The sequence below is a fragment of the Pseudomonas sp. PAGU 2196 genome (assembly GCF_022179005.1).
Taxonomy (GTDB): Bacteria; Pseudomonadota; Gammaproteobacteria; order Pseudomonadales; family Pseudomonadaceae; genus Aquipseudomonas; species Aquipseudomonas kermanshahensis.
Map to the genome: position 1 here is coordinate 217,660 of NZ_BNTL01000002.1, position 19,932 is coordinate 237,591.

Below are 19,932 nucleotides of genomic sequence, written 5' to 3' on the forward strand. Positions count from 1 at the left end.
ACCTCCAGCCTGAAGCCATGCCATGTTGCAGAACATCCCTACCCACGTGATTGCCGGCCCACTGGGCGCCGGCAAGACCACGCTCATCCGTCATTTGCTGGCCCAACGCCCCGCCGGTGAGCGTTGGGCCGTGTTGATCAATGAGTTCGGCCTGGTGGGGCTCGATGCCGCCTTGCTAAGCCGCGACGAGGACGGCATCGCCATCGGTGAAGTCGCTGGGGGCTGCCTGTGCTGCGTCAATGGCATGCCGTTCCAGGTGGGTTTGGGCCGGCTGTTGCGCAAGGCCCGACCTGATCGATTGTTCATCGAGCCCTCCGGCCTAGGCCATCCGTTGCAGTTGCTCGCTCAACTTCAGCAAGCGCCTTGGGTTGGAGTGCTGACAATCCAGCCATTTCTCATGGTTGTGGATGCTCAGAAAATGCTCCGCGACGAGCCGCTTCCAGAGGCTCAACTACACGCTTTCGAGGCCTGCAAGACAGTGGTTTTCAACAAATCCGAGGCTGTGGATGAATATCATAGGTTGTTGATAACTAAGAAATTTCCACAAAAAGATATGCTTTGGACAAGCCAGGGGATGCTGCCCATTTCGCGGCTTCCGATTTCATCCACAGGGGGTATTTCGCCGCCAGATGTGGATAACAGGATTGTCGACAATCTGGGAAATACGCCTGCAACCCTATGGAATAAGCCCAATGAGCCGATCTGCAGTGCGCAGCAAGGGGAGGGAGGTTGGAGTATTGGTTGGCGCTGGCATCCCAGTCAGCAATTTTATCCACAACGCGTATTAGCGTTTTTGCACGCCTGGCCGTGGCGCCGCGCCAAGGGAGTTATCCACACAGGTCAAGGCTGGCAGTCTTTCAATGGGCTGGACGGGGTGCTGCCGGACTGGCAGCCGAGCGACTGGCGCAGGGATACGCGCATCGAGCTGATTTTTGATCATGCTCAACCGCAGCCGGCCCTTGAGGCCGGCTTGAAGGAATGCCTTATGCGTTGATCAGCGCCAGCGGTTGTGCTCTTGGCGCCACTGCTGCATCTCGATCACATTGTCAGTGCGCGGTGGCGTCTTGATTTCGAACGGGTAGGGCGCCAGTTCGATCTGCACGCTGTGGGCGCCGAACTGGGTGACGGTGCCGGGGTGACGCTGCTCACCGGTCACGGTGAACTCGAAGGCATAGATGCGCGCCAGGCGCTTTTTGCCGTTGGCGTCACGGACAAAGGCGATGCGCTTGAGGGCAACGGCATCGTCGAGCAGTTCGAGGTCGAGCTTGGCGCAATGCTGCTTGACCCGCTCCAAGGCTTTCTCGCGCAACCCATGGTTGTGCCACAACCAAGCGCCTGCCGTGGCGACCAGCATCAGGACGAAGAGATTCTCCAGGGTCAACATTTGCGTATGCTCCAAACAGGTCGAACCAGCTTAACTGCGTCCCTGGCCTGTCGTACAGGTGGCAATCGAGTTCATACTGCGCTGCGCACAATCCTTGAAACAGCTTTGGAAATCTCCCGCATGAAACGTACCCCGCACCTGCTCGCCATCCAGTCACATGTGGTGTTCGGCCACGCCGGCAACAGCGCCGCGGTGTTTCCCATGCAGCGTATTGGGGTCAATGTCTGGCCGCTCAATACCGTGCAGTTTTCCAATCATACTCAGTATGGCCAGTGGGCAGGCGACGTGCTTGCTCCAGCGCAAATTCCTGCGTTGGTGGAAGGCATTTCCAACATCGGCGAGCTGGGCCATTGCGATGCGGTGCTTTCTGGCTACCTGGGCAGTGCCGAACAGGGGCGGGCAATCCTGGCGGGGGTCGAGCGCATTAAGGGCGTGAATCCCAAAGCGCTGTACCTATGCGACCCGGTCATGGGCCACCCCGAGAAAGGTTGCATCGTACCGCAGGAAGTGAGCGAGTTTCTGCTTGAAGAAGCGGCCGCCCGGGCCGATATCCTTTGCCCTAATCAGCTGGAGCTGGACAGTTTTTGTGGCCGTCGTGCGCGGTCGTTGGAAGATTGCGTGCAGATGGCGCGCAGCCTGCTCGCGCGCGGGCCGAGAGTGGTGCTGGTCAAGCACCTGGCGTATCCCGGGCGCGCCGAGGATCAGTTCGAGATGCTGTTGGTGACCGCCGAAGACAGCTGGCACCTGCGCCGCCCGCTGCTGGCTTTCCCGCGTCAGCCGGTGGGCGTGGGCGACCTGACCTCCGGCCTGTTCCTGGCCCGTGTGCTGCTTGGCGACACGTGGCTGCAGGCATTCGAGTTCACGGCCTCGGCAGTGCATGAAGTGCTGCTCGAAACCCAGGCCTGTGCCAGCTACGAACTGCAGCTGGTGCGGGCCCAGGATCGTATCGCCCACCCGCGCGTGCGCTTCGAGGCGCAGCGCCTGGCGCTTTAAACGGCGTCGGTCTTGAGGTCCTGGTAGCGTTTTTCCAGCTCCTGGCGGATTTGCCGGCGTTGCTGGCCCTGCAGGAACCGGCGCTTCTCCTCGCTGCTGTGCGGTTGGCGCGGCGGCACCGCTACCGGGCGGCGGTTGTCATCGACCGCCACCATGGTGAAGAAGCAGCTGTTGGAATGGCGTACCGAGCGTTCCCGGATGTTTTCGGTCACCACCTTGATGCCCACCTCCATCGAGGTGTTGCCGGTGTAGTTGACCGATGCGAGGAACGTCACCAGTTCACCCACGTGCACGGGTTCACGGAAGATCACCTGGTCGACCGACAGGGTCACCACGTAGCTGCCGGCGTAGCGGCTTGCGCAGGCATAGGCGACTTCATCCAGGTACTTGAGCAAGGTGCCGCCATGCACGTTGCCGGAGAAGTTGGCCATGTCCGGGGTCATCAGGACGGTCATGCTCAGCTGGGCGTTTCCAGGTTCCATAGTGTGCTCACGGTGAGGTTGCGCTGAATCGGGGCGGGTATCTGCTGACACGTTCTTTTTCCCCTCTTTGAGTTTGCCTGCCTGGTACGGGACGTTTTCTGTTGCGCCATGGTCACGCTGATCACGCCATCGGCGGCGGTTAACCTGCCGATCTGTTTCTACATATTGCATCGGCGTTATGCGGCGGGGTGCGATGTTAACCTGAGTACGCCCATGCAACATGGGCTTTCCTGCATTCAATACAGTATGTACTTGCTGCTCGCTCGGTTTGCTTTGGCAGAGGAGCGGTCTGCCCGGGCATTCGATAAAAGGAGTATCGCGCCATGCATGCCATCAGCTTCATCCAGGACTTGGCAGTGATCATGCTGGTTGCCGGGGTGGTCACGATTCTCTTCCACCGCCTCAAGCAACCCGTCGTGTTGGGCTATATCGTCGCCGGCTTCATCATCGGCCCACACACACCGCCGTTTGGCCTGATCCACGATGAAGACACCATCAAGACCCTCGCCGAGCTCGGGGTGATCTTCCTGATGTTCTGCTTGGGGCTCGAGTTCAGCCTGCGCAAGCTGTTCAAGGTCGGCGCCACAGCGTTTATCGCGGCGTTCCTGGAAATCGTGCTGATGATCTGGATCGGGTTCGAGATCGGTCGCTGGTTCGGTTGGAACACCATGGATTCGTTGTTCCTCGGCGCAATCCTGGCGATCTCCTCGACCACCATCATCGTCAAGGCGCTCAACGACCTGAAGATGAAGAACGAGCGCTTCGCTCAACTGATATTCGGCGTGCTGATCGTCGAGGATATCCTCGGTATCGGCATCATCGCCTTGCTCTCGGGCATCGCCGTCAGCGGCACGGTCAGCTCTGGCGAGGTGTTTTCCACGGTCGGCAAGCTGTCGCTGTTCATGATTGTCGCGCTGGTCATTGGCATCTTGCTGGTGCCACGGCTGTTGGCCTATGTGGCGAAATTCGAAAGCAACGAGATGTTGCTGATTACCGTGTTGGGCCTGTGTTTCGGGTTCTGCCTGCTGGTGGTGAAGCTGGAATACAGCATGGTCCTGGGCGCCTTCCTGATTGGCGCGATCATGGCCGAGTCGCGCCAGCTGCTGAAGATCGAGCAACTGATCGAGCCGGTACGTGACCTGTTCAGCGCCATTTTCTTTGTCGCCATCGGCCTGATGATCGACCCTCAGGTACTGATCGACTACGCCTGGCCGATCGTGGTCATCACCTTGGCAGTAGTGCTGGGCAAGATGTTGTCCTGTGGCATGGGGGCGTTTATCGCGGGCAATGATGGCCGCACTTCGTTGCGTGTCGGCATGGGGCTTTCGCAGATCGGCGAGTTCTCGTTCATCATTGCCGCGCTGGGCATGACCCTGCAGGTCACCAGTGATTTCCTTTATCCGGTGGCGGTTGCTGTTTCGGCCATTACCACACTGCTGACGCCTTATCTGATCCGTGCGGCCGACCCCCTGTCATTGAAGCTGGGTAAGGTGGTGCCGAGCCGTCTGGCGCGTGTGCTGTCGCTGTATGGCGAATGGTTGCGCAACATTCAGCCGCAAGGTGAGGGTGCCATGCTGGCAGCCATGATCCGCCGCATCCTGTTGCAGGTTGGCGTTAACCTGGCGCTGGTGATTGCCATCTTCTTCAGCGGTGGTTACTTCGCTGGGCGCATTGGCAACTGGCTCAGTGAGTGGTTCACCGATGTCAGCCAGCAAAAGGCGGTGATCTGGGGGGCGGCATTGCTGCTGTCGCTGCCGTTCCTGATTGCGGCCTATCGCAAGCTTAAGGCGCTGTCGATGCTGCTGGCGGAAATGGGCGTTAAGCCTGAAATGGCGGGGCGTCACACCCAGCGTGTGCGGCGTGTGATTGCCGAGGTAATCCCGCTGCTGTCGCTGCTGGTGATCTTCCTGCTGTTGTCGGCGCTGTCGGCGAGCATCCTGCCCACCAATGAACTGCTATTGGTCATTGCGGTGGTGGCGGCAGTGGTGGTGGCTTTGCTGTGGCGTTGGTTTATCCGCGTGCACACGCGCATGCAGATTGCCTTGCTGGAGACGCTGGAAAACAGCCGCGAGAATTCGCACTGAGGAGGTAATGCTCCCTGCGCAAGATTTCACCGTCGTCCGAGGGGATGGAGCGGTAGCGATGTCGCCAGGCGCAGAAAGCCTGGCGATTTTAATCGCATTAATGGCTATGAGCCATTGTTTTTCCTGGCGATATTTCTGATGCTTTTGTAGGAATTATCAGCTTTCCAGCCAGACGTCCCGCGCCCAGTGCCAGACTGACTCCCAGCTGTCTTCAAGGACGATTTCTTCTTCGGCATCCCACAGCACGACAGTGCCGTCTTCTTCCACGCAGTAATAGTTATCACCGTCCTGGCAGATCGGGATCAGCTCGCGCGGCACGCCGGCATCCCAGGCATTGGATGCAACATCCGGCAGGTAGGTATGCGACTGCGGGTCGGTGACCGTGACAGGTTCCAGCGAGCCGTAGACCACATCACTGACGGTCAGCAGGAACTCCTTGAACACGAAGGGAATGTTGATGAACAGCTGCTCTTCGATTTCTACCAGCTGATCTTCATCGGGAAGCTCCAAAGGTACCGGTACCGGTTCATTGGCTTCACGGAGTTGTTCGATCACTTCTTCCACGGTTCACTTCCTCTTACCTGATGACAACGCTGCGCGTTATACCCTAGTAGCCCACTGTGGCAAAAGCAAAAACCCCGGGACAAGGCCCGGGGTTTTTGTAGTGCGCCTGTCGGTTAGCCGTTTTGACGGATACCGGCGACCAGCCAAGGCTGGTTCTCGCCCTGGGCGCGAACCATGTGCCAGCTTTCGCTGAACACTTCGCCCTGGTCGAAGCGCGAGGTCTTCGACACGCCACGGAAGGTCAGGGTGGCGTCAGTACGGTCGGCGCGGTCGTCTACACCGTCCAGCTGCACTTCGAGGTTGTCGATGTAGGTGGCCTGGAAGCCATCACCCAACTCGGCACGTTCGCGCTTGAGGAACTCGAGCATCTGCGGCGTGACGAACTCGGCGATCTTGTCCATCTCGTTGGCATCCCAGTGCTGCTGCAGCGACTGGAAGTGGCTTTGCGCGGCAGCCAGGAAGCTCTGCTCGTTGAACCAGGCCGGTGCGTTGATCACCGGAGCGGCTGCAGCGGCAGGTGCGGCCGAACCACCGAAGACCGACGGCTGGGCAGGCTGTGCGTGGGCTTCACGCTGGAACGGCGCATGGCCCGGTGCAGCCATTTGCGGCTGCTGCTGGCGGCGACGCGCGGCAATGAAGCGGAACACCAGGAAGGCGATCAGGCCCATGATCAGGAAGTCCATGATCTGCATGCCCTGGAAGCCGTCACCCATGAACATGGAGGCCAGCAGACCACCGGCGGCGAGGCCGGCCAGTGGGCCCAGCCAGCGCGAAGCACCGCTGGCGGCAGCCGGTGCACGGCCTGGCGCGGTCGGCGCGGCGGCAGGCGTGGTTGGCGTGGCCTGACGGGTCTGGTGAATAGGCGCGGAGCCCGAGCTCTTGCCGCCGCCGAACCGCTTGGCGTTGGCGTCCAGGCTCAGCGTCAAGCCGACGCAGAGCGCCAGAGCGATGCTAAGAAAACGTTGCATAAGTGGGATATCCCCTGTTGTGGATTGCACGCGCGTCATGGTGCACAGGTTCCCGGGCACATGACCAGCGACATAATGTTTCGAGCTTTTGCCTGAATGTTACAAGGCGGTGCCTACACCGCCTCGAGCTTGGCGTACCCCAGCATCAGCCACTTGCTGCCTTCGGCAAAATTCACCTGCACACGTGCCTGGGCGCCAGAGCCTTCGAAGTTGAGGATAACCCCTTCGCCGAACACCGCATGCTGCACCCGCTGCCCGAGATTGAAGGCGGTCTGCGGAATGTTGGCATTGGCGAACAGGTTGCTGGTGGTGGCCTTCGCGCCGCCGAACGGGCGGCTGACACTGTTGGACAGGCGCACTTCCTGGACCAGGCCTGCCGGAATCTCGCGTACGAAACGCGACACCTTGTTGTAGGTCTCGCTGCCATACAAGCGACGTGTCTCGGCATAGGTCATGACCAGCTGGCGCATGGCGCGGGTAATGCCCACGTAGGCCAGGCGACGTTCCTCTTCAAGGCGGCCAGGCTCTTCCAGGCTCATCTTGTGCGGGAACAGGCCTTCTTCCATGCCCACCAGGAACACGTAGGGGAATTCCAGGCCTTTGGCGCTGTGCAAGGTCATCAGCTGAATGCTGTCTTCATGCTCGTCGGCCTGGGTATCGCCCGCTTCGAGCGACGCGTGGCCAAGGAAGGCGGAGAGCGGCGAGAGGTCGGCGTCTTCGTCGCTGGACTCGAAGTTGCGCGCAGCGCTGACCAGTTCCTCAAGGTTTTCTACCCGTGCCTGGCCCTTTTCACCCTTTTCTTCCTGGTGATAGAGGATCAGGCCGGACTGTTCGATGGTGACCTGGGTCATGGTATGCAGTGGCATGTCCACAACTTTGGCGGCCAAGCCCTCGATCAACTCGATGAACGCCCCCAGGGCGCTGGCGGCGCGGCCCTTGAGGGCTTTGGCGGCGATCAATTGGCACATCGCCTCCCACATCGACAGCTGGCTGTGGCGGGCGTGGTCGCGGATGGCTTCGACGGTTTTTTCGCCGATACCGCGCGGTGGCACGTTGATGACCCGCTCCAGCGCTGCATCGTTGCCACGGCCTTCGAGCAGGCGCAGGTAGGCCATGGCGTTCTTGATTTCGGCACGTTCGAAGAAGCGCTGGCCGCCGTAGATGCGGTACGGAATGCGTTCGCGCAGCAGGGCTTCTTCCAGCACCCGCGACTGGGCGTTGGAGCGGTACAGAATGGCGATTTCGTTGCGCGCATTGCCTTGCTTGATCAGGCTCTCGATGGTTTCCACCACGTAGCGCGCTTCATCGTGTTCGTTGTAGGCCGCGTACAGGGTCAGCGGTTCGCCTTCGCCCATGTCGGTCCACAGCTCTTTGCCCAGGCGCCCACTGTTGTTGGCGATCAAGGCGTTGGCTGCCTTGAGGATGCCGCCGGTGGAGCGGTAGTTCTGCTCCAGGCGGATCATCTCGGCGTCGGGGAAGTCGGCTGTGTACTGGTGAATGTTTTCGATCTTGGCGCCGCGCCAGCCGTAAATTGACTGGTCGTCGTCACCCACCGCCATCAGGCTGTCGCCACCGCGCGCAAGCAGGCGCAACCAGGCGTACTGCACGGCGTTGGTGTCCTGGAACTCGTCCACCAGCACATGGCGGAAGCGCCGCTGGTAATGCTCCAGCAGGCCAGGGTGATCGCGCCACAGGTCCAGGGCACGCAGCAGCAGCTCGGAGAAGTCGATGACCCCGGCGCGCTCACAGGCCTGTTCGTAGGCGGTATAGACGTCGCGCATGGTCGACAGGAACAGGTCACCGCCGGGCTGGATATGCTGGGGGCGCAGGCCTTCGTCTTTCTGCCCGTTGATGAACCACTGCGCCTGGCGTGCTGGCCACTTCTGCTCATCGAGGCCAAGTTCGCGCATCACCCGCTTGACCAGGCGCTGCTGGTCATCGCTGTCGAGAATCTGGAAGTTCTGCACCAGCCGGGCTTCCTGCCAGTGCGCGCGCAGTAGGCGATGGGCCAGGCCGTGGAAGGTGCCCACCCACATGCCCGCCGGGTTTATCCCCAGCAACTGCTCGATCCGCTGGCGCATTTCTGCCGCGGCCTTGTTGGTGAAGGTCACCGACAAGATCGAGTGCGGCGAGGCCTGCTCGACCTGGATCAGCCAGGCGATGCGGTGCACCAGCACGCGGGTTTTACCGGAACCGGCGCCGGCAAGCACCAGTTGACGCCCGAGCGAGGCGGCTACGGCCTGGCGTTGGGCGTCATTGAGGGAGTTCAGCAGGAGGGAGAGGTCATCTGTGCGCATCGGGCCATTCTAGGGCGAGGCAAGGGATGGGGCAAACGTCTACTGTATAAATGTTCACCCTGCAGGCCCACCGTTCATCCGAGCGCTCGAGCAAGGGCCTGCCTTAAAGGCAGGCCGGGTGCTCAGTAGGTCACCATGATCTCGCTGATGCTGGTGATCAGGGCGCCATCGTGAAAGATGTCTACCTTGGGGATGTTGCTGTGGTCGCCTGGCATGTTGAAGCTCACCGGCTTTTGCGTGACCACCTGTGGATAAATGCCTTGGTCGGTTTCGAGCGTCAATTCAAGTGCCAGCGCGAAGGACTTGTCTTGCATCTTGCGCAGGCTCAGGGTCGGGTGGATACCGGGGTGGCCAACCATGACGCTGCCGGATACGCGAAATGCGGTAGCGCCAGGCATGTTGTCCATTTGGGCAACCCAGCCTTTGGTGTCGAGGGTCATGTTTCTGTTCTCCGAAGTTGCGCGACGAAGTGCCGCGTGAGCACAGGGTCATGCACCCACGAACATCATCGCAGCCAGAAACAGTTCAGCTGTGCCAATGCCTGCCCTGGTGCGCCAGCAGGCTGTTGGCCTGCTCAGGCCCGTTACTGCCAGCCGCGTAGGGGCGTGGGGCCTGGAAGTGCTCCTCCCAGCCCTTGATGATCGGGTCGATCCAGGCCCAGGCTGCTTCGACCTCATCGCGGCGCATGAACAGCGTCGAATCACCCTCCAAAATGTCCAGCAACAGGCGTTCATAGGCGTCCCAGCGGCGCGTCTGGCCAAATACCTGAGCCAGGTTCAGGTCCAGGTCGACCGGCTCCAGGCGCATGCCCTTGCCAGGGCTCTTGGTCATCATGCGCAAGCTGATACGTTCTTCAGGCTGCAGCTGGATCAGCAGCTGGTTGACCTGGCCGCCGTTGAACAGCTCGTGGGGCACTGGCTTGAACTGGATGACGATCTGCGACGAGCGCCGCGCCATGCGTTTGCCGGTGCGCAGGTAAAAGGGCACGCCGGCCCAGCGCCAGTTGTCGATGTGGGCCTGCACGGCAACGAAGGTCTCGGTGTCGCTGTCGTTGTCCACGTCTTTTTCGAAGTAGTACGCCGGCACTTCCTGCCCGCCGATGCGCCCGGCGCCATATTGGCCGCGTACGGTGGTGTCCTGTACGTCCTGGCCGGTGATCGGCTTCAGGGCACGTAGAATCTTCACTTTCTCGTCCCGCACCGCCTCGGCCTCGAACTGCGCCGGCGGCTCCATGGCCACCAGGCACAGCAACTGCAGCAGGTGGTTCTGCAGCATGTCGCGGGTCGCGCCGGCGCGGTCGTAGTAGCCGCCGCGGTTCTCCACACCCAGGGTTTCGCAGACGCTGATCTGCACATGGTCGACCTGGCTGTTGCGCCAGACCGGCTCCAGCAGGGCGTTGGCGAAACGCAGGGCCATCAGGTTCTGCACGGTCTCCTTGCCCAGGTAGTGGTCGATGCGGAACACCTGGGCTTCCTCGAACACCGCGCCAATCGCTTCATTGATGGCCGTGGCGGACGCGTGTGAATGGCCAATCGGTTTTTCCAGCACGATACGGGCCTCGGGGTCGGCCAGGCCGGCGATGCGCAGGTGGTTGGCGATGGGCACGAACAGGTTGGGGGCGGTGGCCAGGTAGAAGATCCGCGTCAGCCCGCCGGGCTCGCCGAGGTAGCGTGCCAGGCGGCCGAAGTCGGCGCTTTGCGCAGCGTCCATGGCGAAGTAGTCGAGCCGGGCGGAGAACCGCTGCCAGACCTCCTCGTCGAAGTCATTACGGGCAATCTGCGCCCGGCAATGGCGCTCGGCGAGTTTCAGGTAGTCGTTACGTGGCAGGTTGCGCCGCGCCAGGGCGATGATCCGCACGGCGTTGTTCAGGCGAGCCTCGCGAAACAGGTGATAGAGCGCTGGAAGCAGTTTGTGCAGGGCCAGATCGCCGGTACCACCGAAGACCAGAATGTCGCAAGGAATAGTCAAACCACCACTCTCCACGTTCGTTTAACTGGGCGGGTTGGCGCCCATGTAGTATAACTACAAGAAAGCTACATCCCGGCCAGCCGATCATAACCGAGTCCAGCCCGTGAATCTGTTGCAACATATCGCCCAATCGCGCCACCTGCTGCGCAAATCGGAACTGAAAGTGGCCGACCACGTGCTGCTAGACCCGGCTGCCGTCATGCACAGCTCGATGGCCGATTTGGCGCACAACGTGGGTATCAGTGAACCGACCATCGTGCGTTTCTGCCGGGCGATAGGTTGTTCAGGTTTCCAGGACCTCAAGTTGAAGCTGGCGCAGAGCCTGGCCGCCGGGGCCAGTTTTGGCCAGTTCGCGATCCATGAAGATGATTCGGTCGCCGATTACAGCCTGAAGATCTTCGACACTACCTTGCACACGCTGATGGAAGTGCGCGAGCACCTCGACCCGCAGGCGCTGCAGCAGGCCGTGAGCGCGATGGCGCAGGCGCAGCGTGTGGAGTTCTACGGTTTTGGCGCGTCCGGCGCGGTGGCTGCCGATGCCCAGCACAAATTCTTCCGCCTGCTGCTCAGTGCCGCCGCCTATTCCGACCCGCACATGCAGGCCATGTCGGCGGTCACCTTGAAGCCAGGCGATGTAGCAGTGTGCATTTCCCAGTCGGGCCGTTCCAAAGACCTGCTGATCACCGCCAACCTGGTGCGTGAAAGTGGCGCCAACCTGATCACCCTGTGCCCGAGCGCAACCCCGTTGGCGGAGCTTTCCACCGTTAACTTGGCGATCGACGTGCATGAAGACACCGAGATCTACACCCCGCTGACCTCCCGCATTGCGCACCTGGTGGTGATCGATGTGCTGGCCATGGGCGTTGCCATGGCGCGTGGGCCGAGCCTGGTCAACCACCTCAAGAGCGTGAAGCGCAGTTTGCGCAGCCTGCGGTTGTCGCCCAAGTCGATCAAGGCTACCGACGACTGACCCTCGCGATCATCTGCACGGCCCTTTGTAGGAGCAGCCTTGCGCTGCGAAGAGGCCGGTGTAAACGCCATGAATCTTCGCTGCTATCAATGGCCTCTTCGCAGCACAAGGCTGCTCCAGCGGGCGCAAGGCCCAGCGATGAAGCCCGCGAAAATTCATGGTTTTGTAACCTCCCCACCGCAAAACCGTAAACCGCCAGCGCCAGTCTGAAACTCCCGCATCCTAACTGGGAGACAGGCAATGGCTCGTGACTTCGACGGTACGTACCAACCCAACGCCAAGGCTCGCAAGCAGCAGGAAAAGGATCAGCGCCGCATGGAGTATCGCCGCGCGATCGAAAGCTACTGCGACCAGCGTCAATTGCTTCGTGACTTGGCCGACTACCCTGAGCTACAAGCGCTCACGGTGTGGCAGGCGTCGGCAGCGACTTCCCCGAAAAACGCTCCACAATTGCGCTGATAAGCACGCGTTCGCTGCGGATGAACGCTAAAAATGCCAGGGCCACCGGTGACTGCCGCTTGGCCTTGGCCTGTACCACGCACCAGCTTCGGTACAGCGGCAGTTCCTCCACCGGTAATTCTTTCAGCACCCCCGTTGCCAGCTCCATGTTCAACGCATGGCGGGTCAGCAGGGCGATGCCCAAGCCTGCAATCACACACTCGCGCTGGGCATCGGCCGAGGCCACTTCGAGGGTCTGGGTGAAGTGCACACGCTTGTCCTTGAAGTACTCCTCGCACGCCTTGCGGGTGCCCGAGCCTTGTTCGCGGACCAGCAGGGTATGAGGCTCAAGGTCTTGCAGGCGCAGGTGCTCGAGCTTGCACAGCGGATGGTCCGGCGGGGCCACGGCGACGATCGGGTTGTTCAAGAACGGCAGAAACTCCAGGCCCATGTCCTGCGGCACCATGGACATGATGATCAGGTCGTCACGGTTGTCCGAAAGGCGCCGGATCGCCTGGGCGCGGTTGACCACCGTGAGCGTCAGGTTGACCTCCGGGTGTCGTTGCTTGAAGGCGGCGAACAGGTGTGGCACGAAGTACTTGGCACTGGACTCGATCGCCAGCTTCAGCTGCCCTTGCAGTGAGCCCTGCATGTCCGAGAGTTGCATGTCGAGGCTCTCTAGCCGGCCGAAGATGTCGCGGCTGGCGCGCTGCAGCGCTTCGGCCGCTTCGGTCAGGTAGAGCTTCTTGCCGACGTACTCGAACAGCGGCTGGCCGATCAGTTCTTCAAGCTGGCGGATCTGTAGACTAACGGCGGGTTGCGTGAGCGCCATCTCCTCGGCCGCGCGGCTGTACGAGCGCAGATCGCACACTTCGTTGAAGATCTGTAACTGACGTAAAGTCATACGCATCAAGGACTTACGCATTTTTATCCAGGCTCCGGCAAAACCTTGTTACGGCACTATAAGCTTTTGCTAATACTGCCCCTAACAAATATTGATTTTTGTTTATCGACCTACAGCGCTAGGGTGAATGTGCGACTGGCCAGCAACGTCTGGTCACGCGCCGACCGGTAGAACCGGCTCGACTGTTCCTACGGCTTTGGGAAGACTCCAGTGATAAAAAAAATCCTGATCGCCAACCGAGGTGAAATCGCAGTTCGGATCGTGCGTGCCTGCGCCGAGATGGGCATTCGCTCGGTAGCGATCTATTCCGACGCCGACCGTCATGCGCTGCACGTGAAGCGCGCTGACGAGGCCCACAGCATCGGTGCCGAGCCGCTGGCCGGGTACCTGAACCCGCGCAAGCTGGTGAACCTCGCTGTCGAAACCGGTTGTGATGCCCTGCACCCGGGTTACGGTTTCTTGTCGGAAAACGCTGAACTGGCAGAGATCTGCGCCGAGCGCGGGATCAAGTTCATCGGCCCGGCTGCCGAAGTCATTCGCCGCATGGGCGACAAGACCGAAGCGCGCCGCACCATGATCAAGGCCGGCGTCCCGGTCACACCGGGCACCGAAGGTAACGTTGCCGATATCCATGAAGCCCTGAGCGAAGGTGACCGCATCGGTTACCCGGTGATGCTCAAGGCCACCTCCGGCGGTGGCGGCCGCGGTATTCGCCGTTGCAACAGCCGTGAAGAGCTGGAGCAGAACTTCCCCCGGGTGATCTCCGAGGCTACCAAGGCCTTCGGTTCGGCGGAAGTGTTCCTGGAAAAGTGCATCGTCAACCCCAAGCACATCGAGGCGCAGATTCTCGGTGACAGCTTCGGCAACGTGGTGCACCTGTTCGAGCGCGACTGCTCGATCCAGCGCCGCAACCAGAAGCTCATCGAGATCGCCCCAAGCCCACAGCTCACCCCCGAGCAGCGTGCCTACATCGGCGACCTGGCGGTGCGTGCAGCCAAGGCTGTGAATTACGAAAACGCCGGTACCGTGGAGTTCTTGCTCGCCGATGGCGAGGTGTACTTCATGGAAATGAACACCCGGGTGCAGGTGGAGCACACCATCACCGAGGAAATCACCGGCATCGACATCGTGCGTGAGCAGATCCGCATCGCGTCGGGCCTGCCGCTGTCGGTCAAGCAGGAAGACATCCAGCACCGCGGCTACGCGCTGCAGTTCCGGATCAACGCCGAAGACCCGAAAAACAACTTCCTGCCCAGCTTTGGCAAGATCACCCGTTACTACGCACCCGGCGGCCCAGGCGTGCGCACCGACACGGCCATCTACACCGGCTACACCATTCCGCCGTTCTACGACTCCATGTGCCTGAAACTGGTGGTCTGGGCATTGACCTGGGAAGAAGCCATGGACCGCGGCCTGCGGGCCCTGGACGACATGCGCGTGCAAGGGGTGAAAACCACCGCGGCGTATTACCAGGAAATCTTGCGCAACCCGGAATTCCGTAGCGGCCAGTTCAACACCAGCTTCGTCGAAAGCCACCCTGAACTGACCAACTACTCGATCAAGCGCAAACCCGAAGAGCTGGCCCTGGCCATCGCCGCCGCCATCGCCGCCCACGCAGGCCTGTGAGGAACCTAATAATGTCCAAGAAAATCCACGTAACCGACACGATCCTGCGCGACGCCCACCAGTCCCTGCTGGCCACCCGCATGCGTACCGAAGACATGCTGCCGATCTGCGAAAAGCTCGACAAAGTCGGCTACTGGTCGCTGGAAGTCTGGGGCGGTGCCACCTTCGACGCCTGTGTGCGCTTCCTCAAGGAAGACCCGTGGGAGCGCCTGCGCAAGCTGCGCGCCGCGCTGCCCAACACCCGCCTGCAAATGCTGCTGCGCGGCCAGAACCTGCTGGGCTACCGCCACTACAGCGATGACGTGGTCAAAGCCTTTGTCGCCAAGGCCGCCGTCAACGGCATCGATGTGTTCCGCATCTTCGACGCCATGAACGATGTGCGTAACCTGCGCGTGGCCATCGAAGCGGTCAAGGCCGCCGGCAAGCACGCCCAGGGCACCATCGCCTACACCACCAGCCCGGTGCACACCATCGAAGCCTTCGTGAACCAGGCCAAGCAGATGGAAGCCATGGGTTGCGACTCGGTGGCGATCAAGGACATGGCCGGCCTGCTGACCCCGTTTGCCACGGGCGAGCTGGTCAAGGCACTGAAGGCCGAGCAGTCGCTGCCGGTGTTCATCCACTCCCATGACACCGCTGGCCTGGCTGCCATGTGCCAGCTCAAGGCTGTGGAAAACGGTGCCGACCACATCGACACCGCAATCTCCAGCTTCGCCTGGGGCACCAGCCACCCTGGCACCGAGTCGATGGTCGCGGCGCTCAAGGGCAGCGAGTTCGACACAGGCCTCGACCTGGAGCTGCTGCAGGAAATCGGCCTGTACTTCTACGCCGTGCGCAAGAAGTACCACCAGTTCGAAAGCGAATTCACCGCGGTGGACACCCGCGTACAGGTCAACCAGGTGCCGGGCGGCATGATTTCCAACTTGGCCAACCAGCTCAAGGAGCAGGGCGCCCTCAACCGCATGAACGAAGTGCTGGCGGAAATCCCGCGGGTGCGTGAAGACCTCGGCTTCCCTCCGCTGGTGACCCCGACTTCGCAAATCGTCGGTACCCAGGCGTTCTTCAACGTGCTGGCCGGCGAGCGCTACAAGACCATCACCAACGAGGTGAAGCTGTACCTGCAAGGCGGTTACGGCAAGGCCCCGGGGGTGGTCAACGAGCAACTGCGCCGCCAGGCCATTGGCAGCGAAGAAGTGATCGACGTGCGCCCGGCCGACCTGCTCAAGCCAGAAATGACCAAGCTGCGTAACGACATCGGCGCCCTAGCTCGTTGCGAAGAAGACGTGCTGACCTTCGCCATGTTCCCGGACATCGGCCGCAAGTTCCTCGAAGAGCGTGAAGCCGGCACCCTGACCCCAGAAGCCCTGTTGCCGATCCCGGAAGCCGGCGCCATTGCCGCACCTGGCGGCGAAGGCGTGCCGACCGAGTTCGTCATCGACGTGCACGGCGAAACCTACCGTGTGGACATCACCGGTGTGGGCGTCAAGGCAGAGGGCAAGCGCCACTTCTACCTGTCGATCGATGGCATGCCGGAAGAAGTGGTGTTCGAACCGCTCAACGAGTTCGTCGGCGGCGGCGGCAGCAAGCGCAAGCAGGCCACCGACCCTGGCCATGTCAGCACCACCATGCCTGGCAACATCGTCGATGTACTGGTCAAGGAAGGCGACATGGTCAAGGCCGGCCAGGCCGTGCTGATCACCGAAGCCATGAAGATGGAGACCGAAGTACAGGCTGCGATCGCCGGCAAAGTCGTGGCCATCCACGTGGCCAAGGGCGACCGCGTCACCCCGGGCGAGATCCTGATCGAGATCGAAGGTTGATAGAAACCTTCAGCTAAAAAACGGTTTACCTCTGGGGAGCGAATGCTCCCCTTTTTTATGCATTAAATTGCATATTTTGGACGGTAGCGGTTGAAAATATGCATTTTAATGCATAAATAGTGGGTTTCTGGTCGTCAAATATGCACTATATTGCAGGTGTTGCTGCCTGTGGGCCTTGGTCATGTACTCGATAACGCTACAAATCTATGCTGATTGCGTTTGGCAGGATGCGATGACGCTCTCTTTCGCTCAGCCGGAACAGGGCTTCGTCGGCCCTTGCTCAATTGCCTATGAATCGTCCTACATCAGGGCCAACCTTGATGCTTACCAGAGTCAGTTCGCGAAAGCGGTAAGTGCTCGCTTGCCTGTGGATTTCGATAGTTTTTCGCTCTCCGAAGCCCCTGCATTCATCCATGACATCGCGCCTTCGGGGGCTGCGAAGCGATTTCTGCTGGCGCATATGGGGCGAGAGAAACCGGAGGGCCTGAGTGACGACATGTTCCTGCTAGCCAGAAGCACACCAGCTCCAATAGGTAACCTGCGGGTCAAGGAGTCGATGGCGCACCTCGACACGCGTGAGCCGATGGGGTTCAGCAGGCAGGATGTAGTCAGTCGTGATCAGCAATTTCTCGAGTACGCGTATGAGCAGGGTGCTGCAATGGGCGGAGCGACCGGCGCGGGGGGAGAGGCGCCCAAACTGTTGATGACAGAAGGCCAAGACGGTCTGCTGTACCCAGATGCTGCCCTTGCGGATGCACAGGCCAGACGACATTGGTTCATCAAATTCGCTCGCAACCAAGCCCTTAAACATGATCAGGAAATACTCAGGGCCGAGTACCTGTATTACCGGGCATTGCACGCGCTGGGTATCGAGACGGTGGCCACCGATGAAATGGCCTTGGAAGAGGGTGAGAAACCCAGTCTCTGGATGCGCAGGTTCGACCGCAAAGTGACTGAACATGGCGTAGAGCGATTTGCCGTGGAGTCTATCTATTCGTTGGCCGGCATCACCCTGGCCGGTAGCCGACTGGACCACCGGGACGTGCTGATGGGCTTGGTACGGCTCTGGAAAGAGGCCGGTCAAGAGCAACAGGTAAATGACCTGATTGCCGAGTACCTGCGCCGAGACCTGATCAACAAGATACTGGGCAACTCGGACAATCATGGGCGCAACATGGCCGTCATTCGCGATGATGACAGGTTGCGGTTGGCGCCGATCTACGATTTGGCGCCCATGGTGTTGGATGCCGAAGGTGTCACCCGCACGACCAAATGGTCATCCGATATTGAGCGTGCTGGAGAGGTCGACTGGCGCAGGGCGTGTGAGAGCCTATCGCCATTGATCAGTCCTGAGCAGGCGTTCGAACACTTGCGTCAGGATGCGGCTCTGCTGTTGGCACTTCCGGATCTGCTCCGCGACTCTGGCTTGCCGGAGGTGGTGATGAATCATCCTGCTGTCGCGCTAAGACAACTCGAGCAGCGTTTTAGAGGGTGGGGCCTGCTATGACACTGACACCCGAGCAACGGGCCAAAGTCATTGATGATGTTCAGCAATGGATCGCCGACGGTACGTGGGACATGGGGACGGCGGTACGTCATTTGCGCGTGACGGTGGCAGGGCTTCAACAGTCCCAGTTTGCTCGCATGTGCAAGGTATCGTTGCGCACCCTTATCCAGATCGAGGGGGGCGATGGCAACCCTACTCTTAAATCAATGAATGCCGTACTTCGCCCGTTTGGTCTTCAGGTAGGTGTGGTCAGACGCCAGCGTCAGGTCATCTGACGCCGGCTTTCAGTGCTGATAGCCCTTGTCAAAATGCCGCTCCAGCTTGGCCTGCACCAGTTCCAGCAAAATCGACAGCACCCAGTAGATCACCGCTGCGGTCGTCAGCATCTCCAGGTAGCGGTAGCTGGAACGGCCATAGGACTGGGCCAGGAACATCACTTCCCACACGCCCATCACCGAAATCAGCGACGAGTCCTTGAGCATCGAAATGAACTGGTTGGCGCTTGGCGGGATGATGGTGCGCATGGCCTGGGGCAGGGTGACGTGCCAGAAGATCTGCGCGGGGCCGAGGCCCAGGGCCATCGCCGCCTGGCGTTGCCCGGGGGCCACGCCAAGTATGCCGGCTCGGAAGATTTCGCTGAGGTAGGCGCCATAGTTCAGCGACAGGGCGATGATGCCAGCACTGATGGCCCCAGGCACCACACCGAGCTGCGGCAAGCCCAGGTAGATCAGCAGGATCTGGATCAGCAGCGGTGTGCCACGGAAGAACGACGTGTAGAAGCTGGCGATGCCCAGCAGCACTGCGCTGCTCGACAGGCGTGCCAGCGCTGCAGCGAAGCCCAGTGCCACGGAAACGACGATGGAGCACACGCACAGGAACAGGGTCAGTGCCGCACCCTGCAAGAAGCCGTTCGGCCCCAGCTTGAACCCCGCCAGATACGGGAATTTCTCGACAATGATCGAAAACTTGAGGTCAAAGCTCAGGAAAAACGCGGCAAACAGCACAAATAGCCCAACCCAGGTCAGGTATAGGCGTGTGCGGAATCCGAACAGTCCAGCGCCCGAGGCTTTGGCAGTCGGGCGAGGGGCAGGTTGATGAGCACTCATTTACTGATATCGGCGCCGATCCATTTCTGGGACAGCTTGGCCAAGGTACCGTCGGCCTTGAGCTCGGCGAATACTTGGCGCAGCTTGGCATCCCACTCCGGGTCGCCTTTTTCGATGGCCACCGAGTTGGGTTCTTCATAAAGCGGCGCGCCGGCCAGTTTGAAGCGTTTGTCCTGGTCGAGGCGGGGCTGGGCGGTGACCAGGTTGGTCAGGATCGCGTCCAGGCGCACGCCGGCACCCAGGCCCAGGTCCTGGAAGGCGACGTTGTCGGTGTCGTAGGGGGCGATTTGCACCATTTCGAAGGGGTAATCGATTTTTTTGTCTTCGTTGCCTTCGATGACCAGGTTCTTGTTCAGGTAGCTCTCGTAGCTGGATGCGCTGGTCAAGCCGACCTTGCGGCCATCCAGGTCTTTGGCCGAATGAATGCGATCGTCCTTGGCGTTGACCACGATCACGGCGGGCGAGGCGTAGTACTCGACCGGGAAATCAAACACCTCGGCGCGCGCCTTGCTTGGCGTCATGGAGCAGATGCAAAGGTCGTAGCGGCCACTCCAGCGGCCCGCGGCAATCACATCCCAAGATGGCGTTTCCAGGCGCAGCTTGACGCCCAGCTTGTCGGCGACGGCCTTGGCCACATCCACGTCAAAACCATCGAGCTGGTTCTGCGCGTTCAGGAACGAGAACGGCGGATAGCTTTCCATCAGCACGTTGACCATTTCCTTGCGCGATTCCACTCGCTCCAACGTGGCGCCTGCGAAGGCTTGAGTGGTGGCACACAGGGCGATGAGGCCGGTGCCGAGCAAGGTAAGCAAGCGCATGGA

Annotated in this window: 19 protein-coding genes; 9 read left to right on the forward strand and 10 right to left on the reverse strand. The window is 60.7% G+C overall.

What is annotated here, in order from left to right:
* The first annotated feature begins 22 nt into the window (after positions 1–22).
* Complete coding sequence (locus MFF34_RS02440; protein ID WP_238210040.1) at positions 23–994, forward strand: GTP-binding protein; 972 nt, start codon at positions 23–25, stop codon at positions 992–994.
* Here MFF34_RS02440 and MFF34_RS02445 read toward each other — a convergent pair whose 3' ends face one another.
* Complete coding sequence (locus tag MFF34_RS02445; RefSeq protein ID WP_027592093.1) at positions 995–1,384, reverse strand: DUF3301 domain-containing protein; 390 nt, start codon at positions 1,382–1,384, stop codon at positions 995–997.
* Positions 1,385–1,504: 120 nt separating this feature from the next.
* Between MFF34_RS02445 and pdxY the strand changes: the two genes are divergently transcribed.
* A complete protein-coding gene (gene pdxY / locus MFF34_RS02450) occupies positions 1,505–2,377 on the forward strand; it encodes a pyridoxal kinase PdxY (RefSeq protein WP_238210042.1) in 873 nt (290 codons plus the stop codon).
* Here the strand turns inward: pdxY and MFF34_RS02455 are convergent.
* Positions 2,374–2,859: an acyl-CoA thioesterase gene (locus MFF34_RS02455; protein ID WP_027592095.1), complete on the reverse strand. Its 486-nt coding sequence runs from the start codon at positions 2,857–2,859 to the stop codon at positions 2,374–2,376. The two genes, pdxY and MFF34_RS02455, sit on opposite strands and share 4 nt — an antisense overlap.
* A 323-nt stretch (positions 2,860–3,182) precedes the next feature.
* Between MFF34_RS02455 and MFF34_RS02460 the strand changes: the two genes are divergently transcribed.
* Positions 3,183–4,943 carry a cation:proton antiporter gene (locus MFF34_RS02460; protein ID WP_238210044.1) on the forward strand — a complete coding sequence of 587 codons (1,761 nt, stop codon included), beginning with the start codon at positions 3,183–3,185 and terminating at the stop codon, positions 4,941–4,943.
* Between the two features lie 156 nt (positions 4,944–5,099).
* On the opposite strand, the gene MFF34_RS02465 is transcribed toward MFF34_RS02460, so the two are convergent.
* From MFF34_RS02465 to zwf, 5 genes are all read right to left on the reverse strand, one after another.
* Positions 5,100–5,507, reverse strand: a complete 408-nt coding sequence (locus tag MFF34_RS02465; RefSeq protein WP_099455749.1) for an SMI1/KNR4 family protein — start codon at positions 5,505–5,507, stop codon at positions 5,100–5,102.
* 113 nt (positions 5,508–5,620) lie between these two features.
* A complete protein-coding gene (locus MFF34_RS02470; protein WP_027592098.1) occupies positions 5,621–6,475 on the reverse strand; it encodes a Tim44 domain-containing protein in 855 nt (284 codons plus the stop codon).
* Positions 6,476–6,588: 113 nt separating this feature from the next.
* Positions 6,589–8,772 carry a DNA helicase II gene (gene uvrD, locus MFF34_RS02475; protein ID WP_099430829.1) on the reverse strand — a complete coding sequence of 728 codons (2,184 nt, stop codon included), beginning with the start codon at positions 8,770–8,772 and terminating at the stop codon, positions 6,589–6,591.
* Positions 8,773–8,894: 122 nt separating this feature from the next.
* Positions 8,895–9,212 carry a hypothetical protein gene (locus tag MFF34_RS02480; RefSeq protein WP_186679338.1) on the reverse strand — a complete coding sequence of 106 codons (318 nt, stop codon included), beginning with the start codon at positions 9,210–9,212 and terminating at the stop codon, positions 8,895–8,897.
* Positions 9,213–9,297: 85 nt separating this feature from the next.
* Complete coding sequence (gene zwf, locus MFF34_RS02485) at positions 9,298–10,740, reverse strand: glucose-6-phosphate dehydrogenase (RefSeq protein WP_027592101.1); 1,443 nt, start codon at positions 10,738–10,740, stop codon at positions 9,298–9,300.
* Between the two features lie 103 nt (positions 10,741–10,843).
* Here zwf and hexR point away from each other — a divergent pair, with 103 nt between their 5' ends.
* Both hexR and MFF34_RS02495 read left to right on the forward strand, forming a co-directional pair.
* On the forward strand, positions 10,844–11,710 hold the full coding sequence (hexR, locus tag MFF34_RS02490; RefSeq protein WP_027592102.1) for a transcriptional regulator HexR: 867 nt from the start codon (positions 10,844–10,846) through the stop codon (positions 11,708–11,710).
* Positions 11,711–11,950: 240 nt separating this feature from the next.
* Positions 11,951–12,169 carry a PA3496 family putative envelope integrity protein gene (locus MFF34_RS02495; RefSeq protein ID WP_081717438.1) on the forward strand — a complete coding sequence of 73 codons (219 nt, stop codon included), beginning with the start codon at positions 11,951–11,953 and terminating at the stop codon, positions 12,167–12,169.
* Here the strand turns inward: MFF34_RS02495 and MFF34_RS02500 are convergent.
* Positions 12,111–13,073, reverse strand: a complete 963-nt coding sequence (locus MFF34_RS02500; RefSeq protein WP_027592103.1) for a LysR family transcriptional regulator — start codon at positions 13,071–13,073, stop codon at positions 12,111–12,113. The genes MFF34_RS02495 and MFF34_RS02500 overlap by 59 nt on opposite strands.
* Positions 13,074–13,262: 189 nt before the next feature.
* Here MFF34_RS02500 and MFF34_RS02505 point away from each other — a divergent pair, with 189 nt between their 5' ends.
* From MFF34_RS02505 to MFF34_RS02520, 4 genes are all read left to right on the forward strand, one after another.
* Positions 13,263–14,678 (forward strand): acetyl-CoA carboxylase biotin carboxylase subunit, encoded by a 1,416-nt coding sequence (locus MFF34_RS02505; protein ID WP_027592104.1) that lies wholly within the window; start codon positions 13,263–13,265, stop codon positions 14,676–14,678.
* Between the two features lie 11 nt (positions 14,679–14,689).
* Positions 14,690–16,498, forward strand: coding sequence for a sodium-extruding oxaloacetate decarboxylase subunit alpha (gene oadA / locus MFF34_RS02510; protein ID WP_027592105.1), 1,809 nt, complete (start codon positions 14,690–14,692; stop codon positions 16,496–16,498).
* A 181-nt stretch (positions 16,499–16,679) separates the two neighbouring features.
* Positions 16,680–18,005, forward strand: a complete 1,326-nt coding sequence (locus MFF34_RS02515; protein ID WP_238210052.1) for a type II toxin-antitoxin system HipA family toxin — start codon at positions 16,680–16,682, stop codon at positions 18,003–18,005.
* Complete coding sequence (locus MFF34_RS02520; protein ID WP_238210054.1) at positions 18,002–18,280, forward strand: helix-turn-helix transcriptional regulator; 279 nt, start codon at positions 18,002–18,004, stop codon at positions 18,278–18,280. The genes MFF34_RS02515 and MFF34_RS02520 overlap by 4 nt, the downstream gene beginning before the upstream one ends.
* Before the next feature lie 9 nt (positions 18,281–18,289).
* Here MFF34_RS02520 and MFF34_RS02525 read toward each other — a convergent pair whose 3' ends face one another.
* On the reverse strand, positions 18,290–19,111 hold the full coding sequence (locus MFF34_RS02525) for an amino acid ABC transporter permease (RefSeq protein WP_238210056.1): 822 nt from the start codon (positions 19,109–19,111) through the stop codon (positions 18,290–18,292).
* Positions 19,108–19,929 carry an ABC transporter substrate-binding protein gene (locus MFF34_RS02530; protein ID WP_238210059.1) on the reverse strand — a complete coding sequence of 274 codons (822 nt, stop codon included), beginning with the start codon at positions 19,927–19,929 and terminating at the stop codon, positions 19,108–19,110. Before MFF34_RS02530 ends, MFF34_RS02525 begins: the two co-directional genes overlap by 4 nt.
* Between the last annotated feature and the right edge of the window lie 3 nt (positions 19,930–19,932).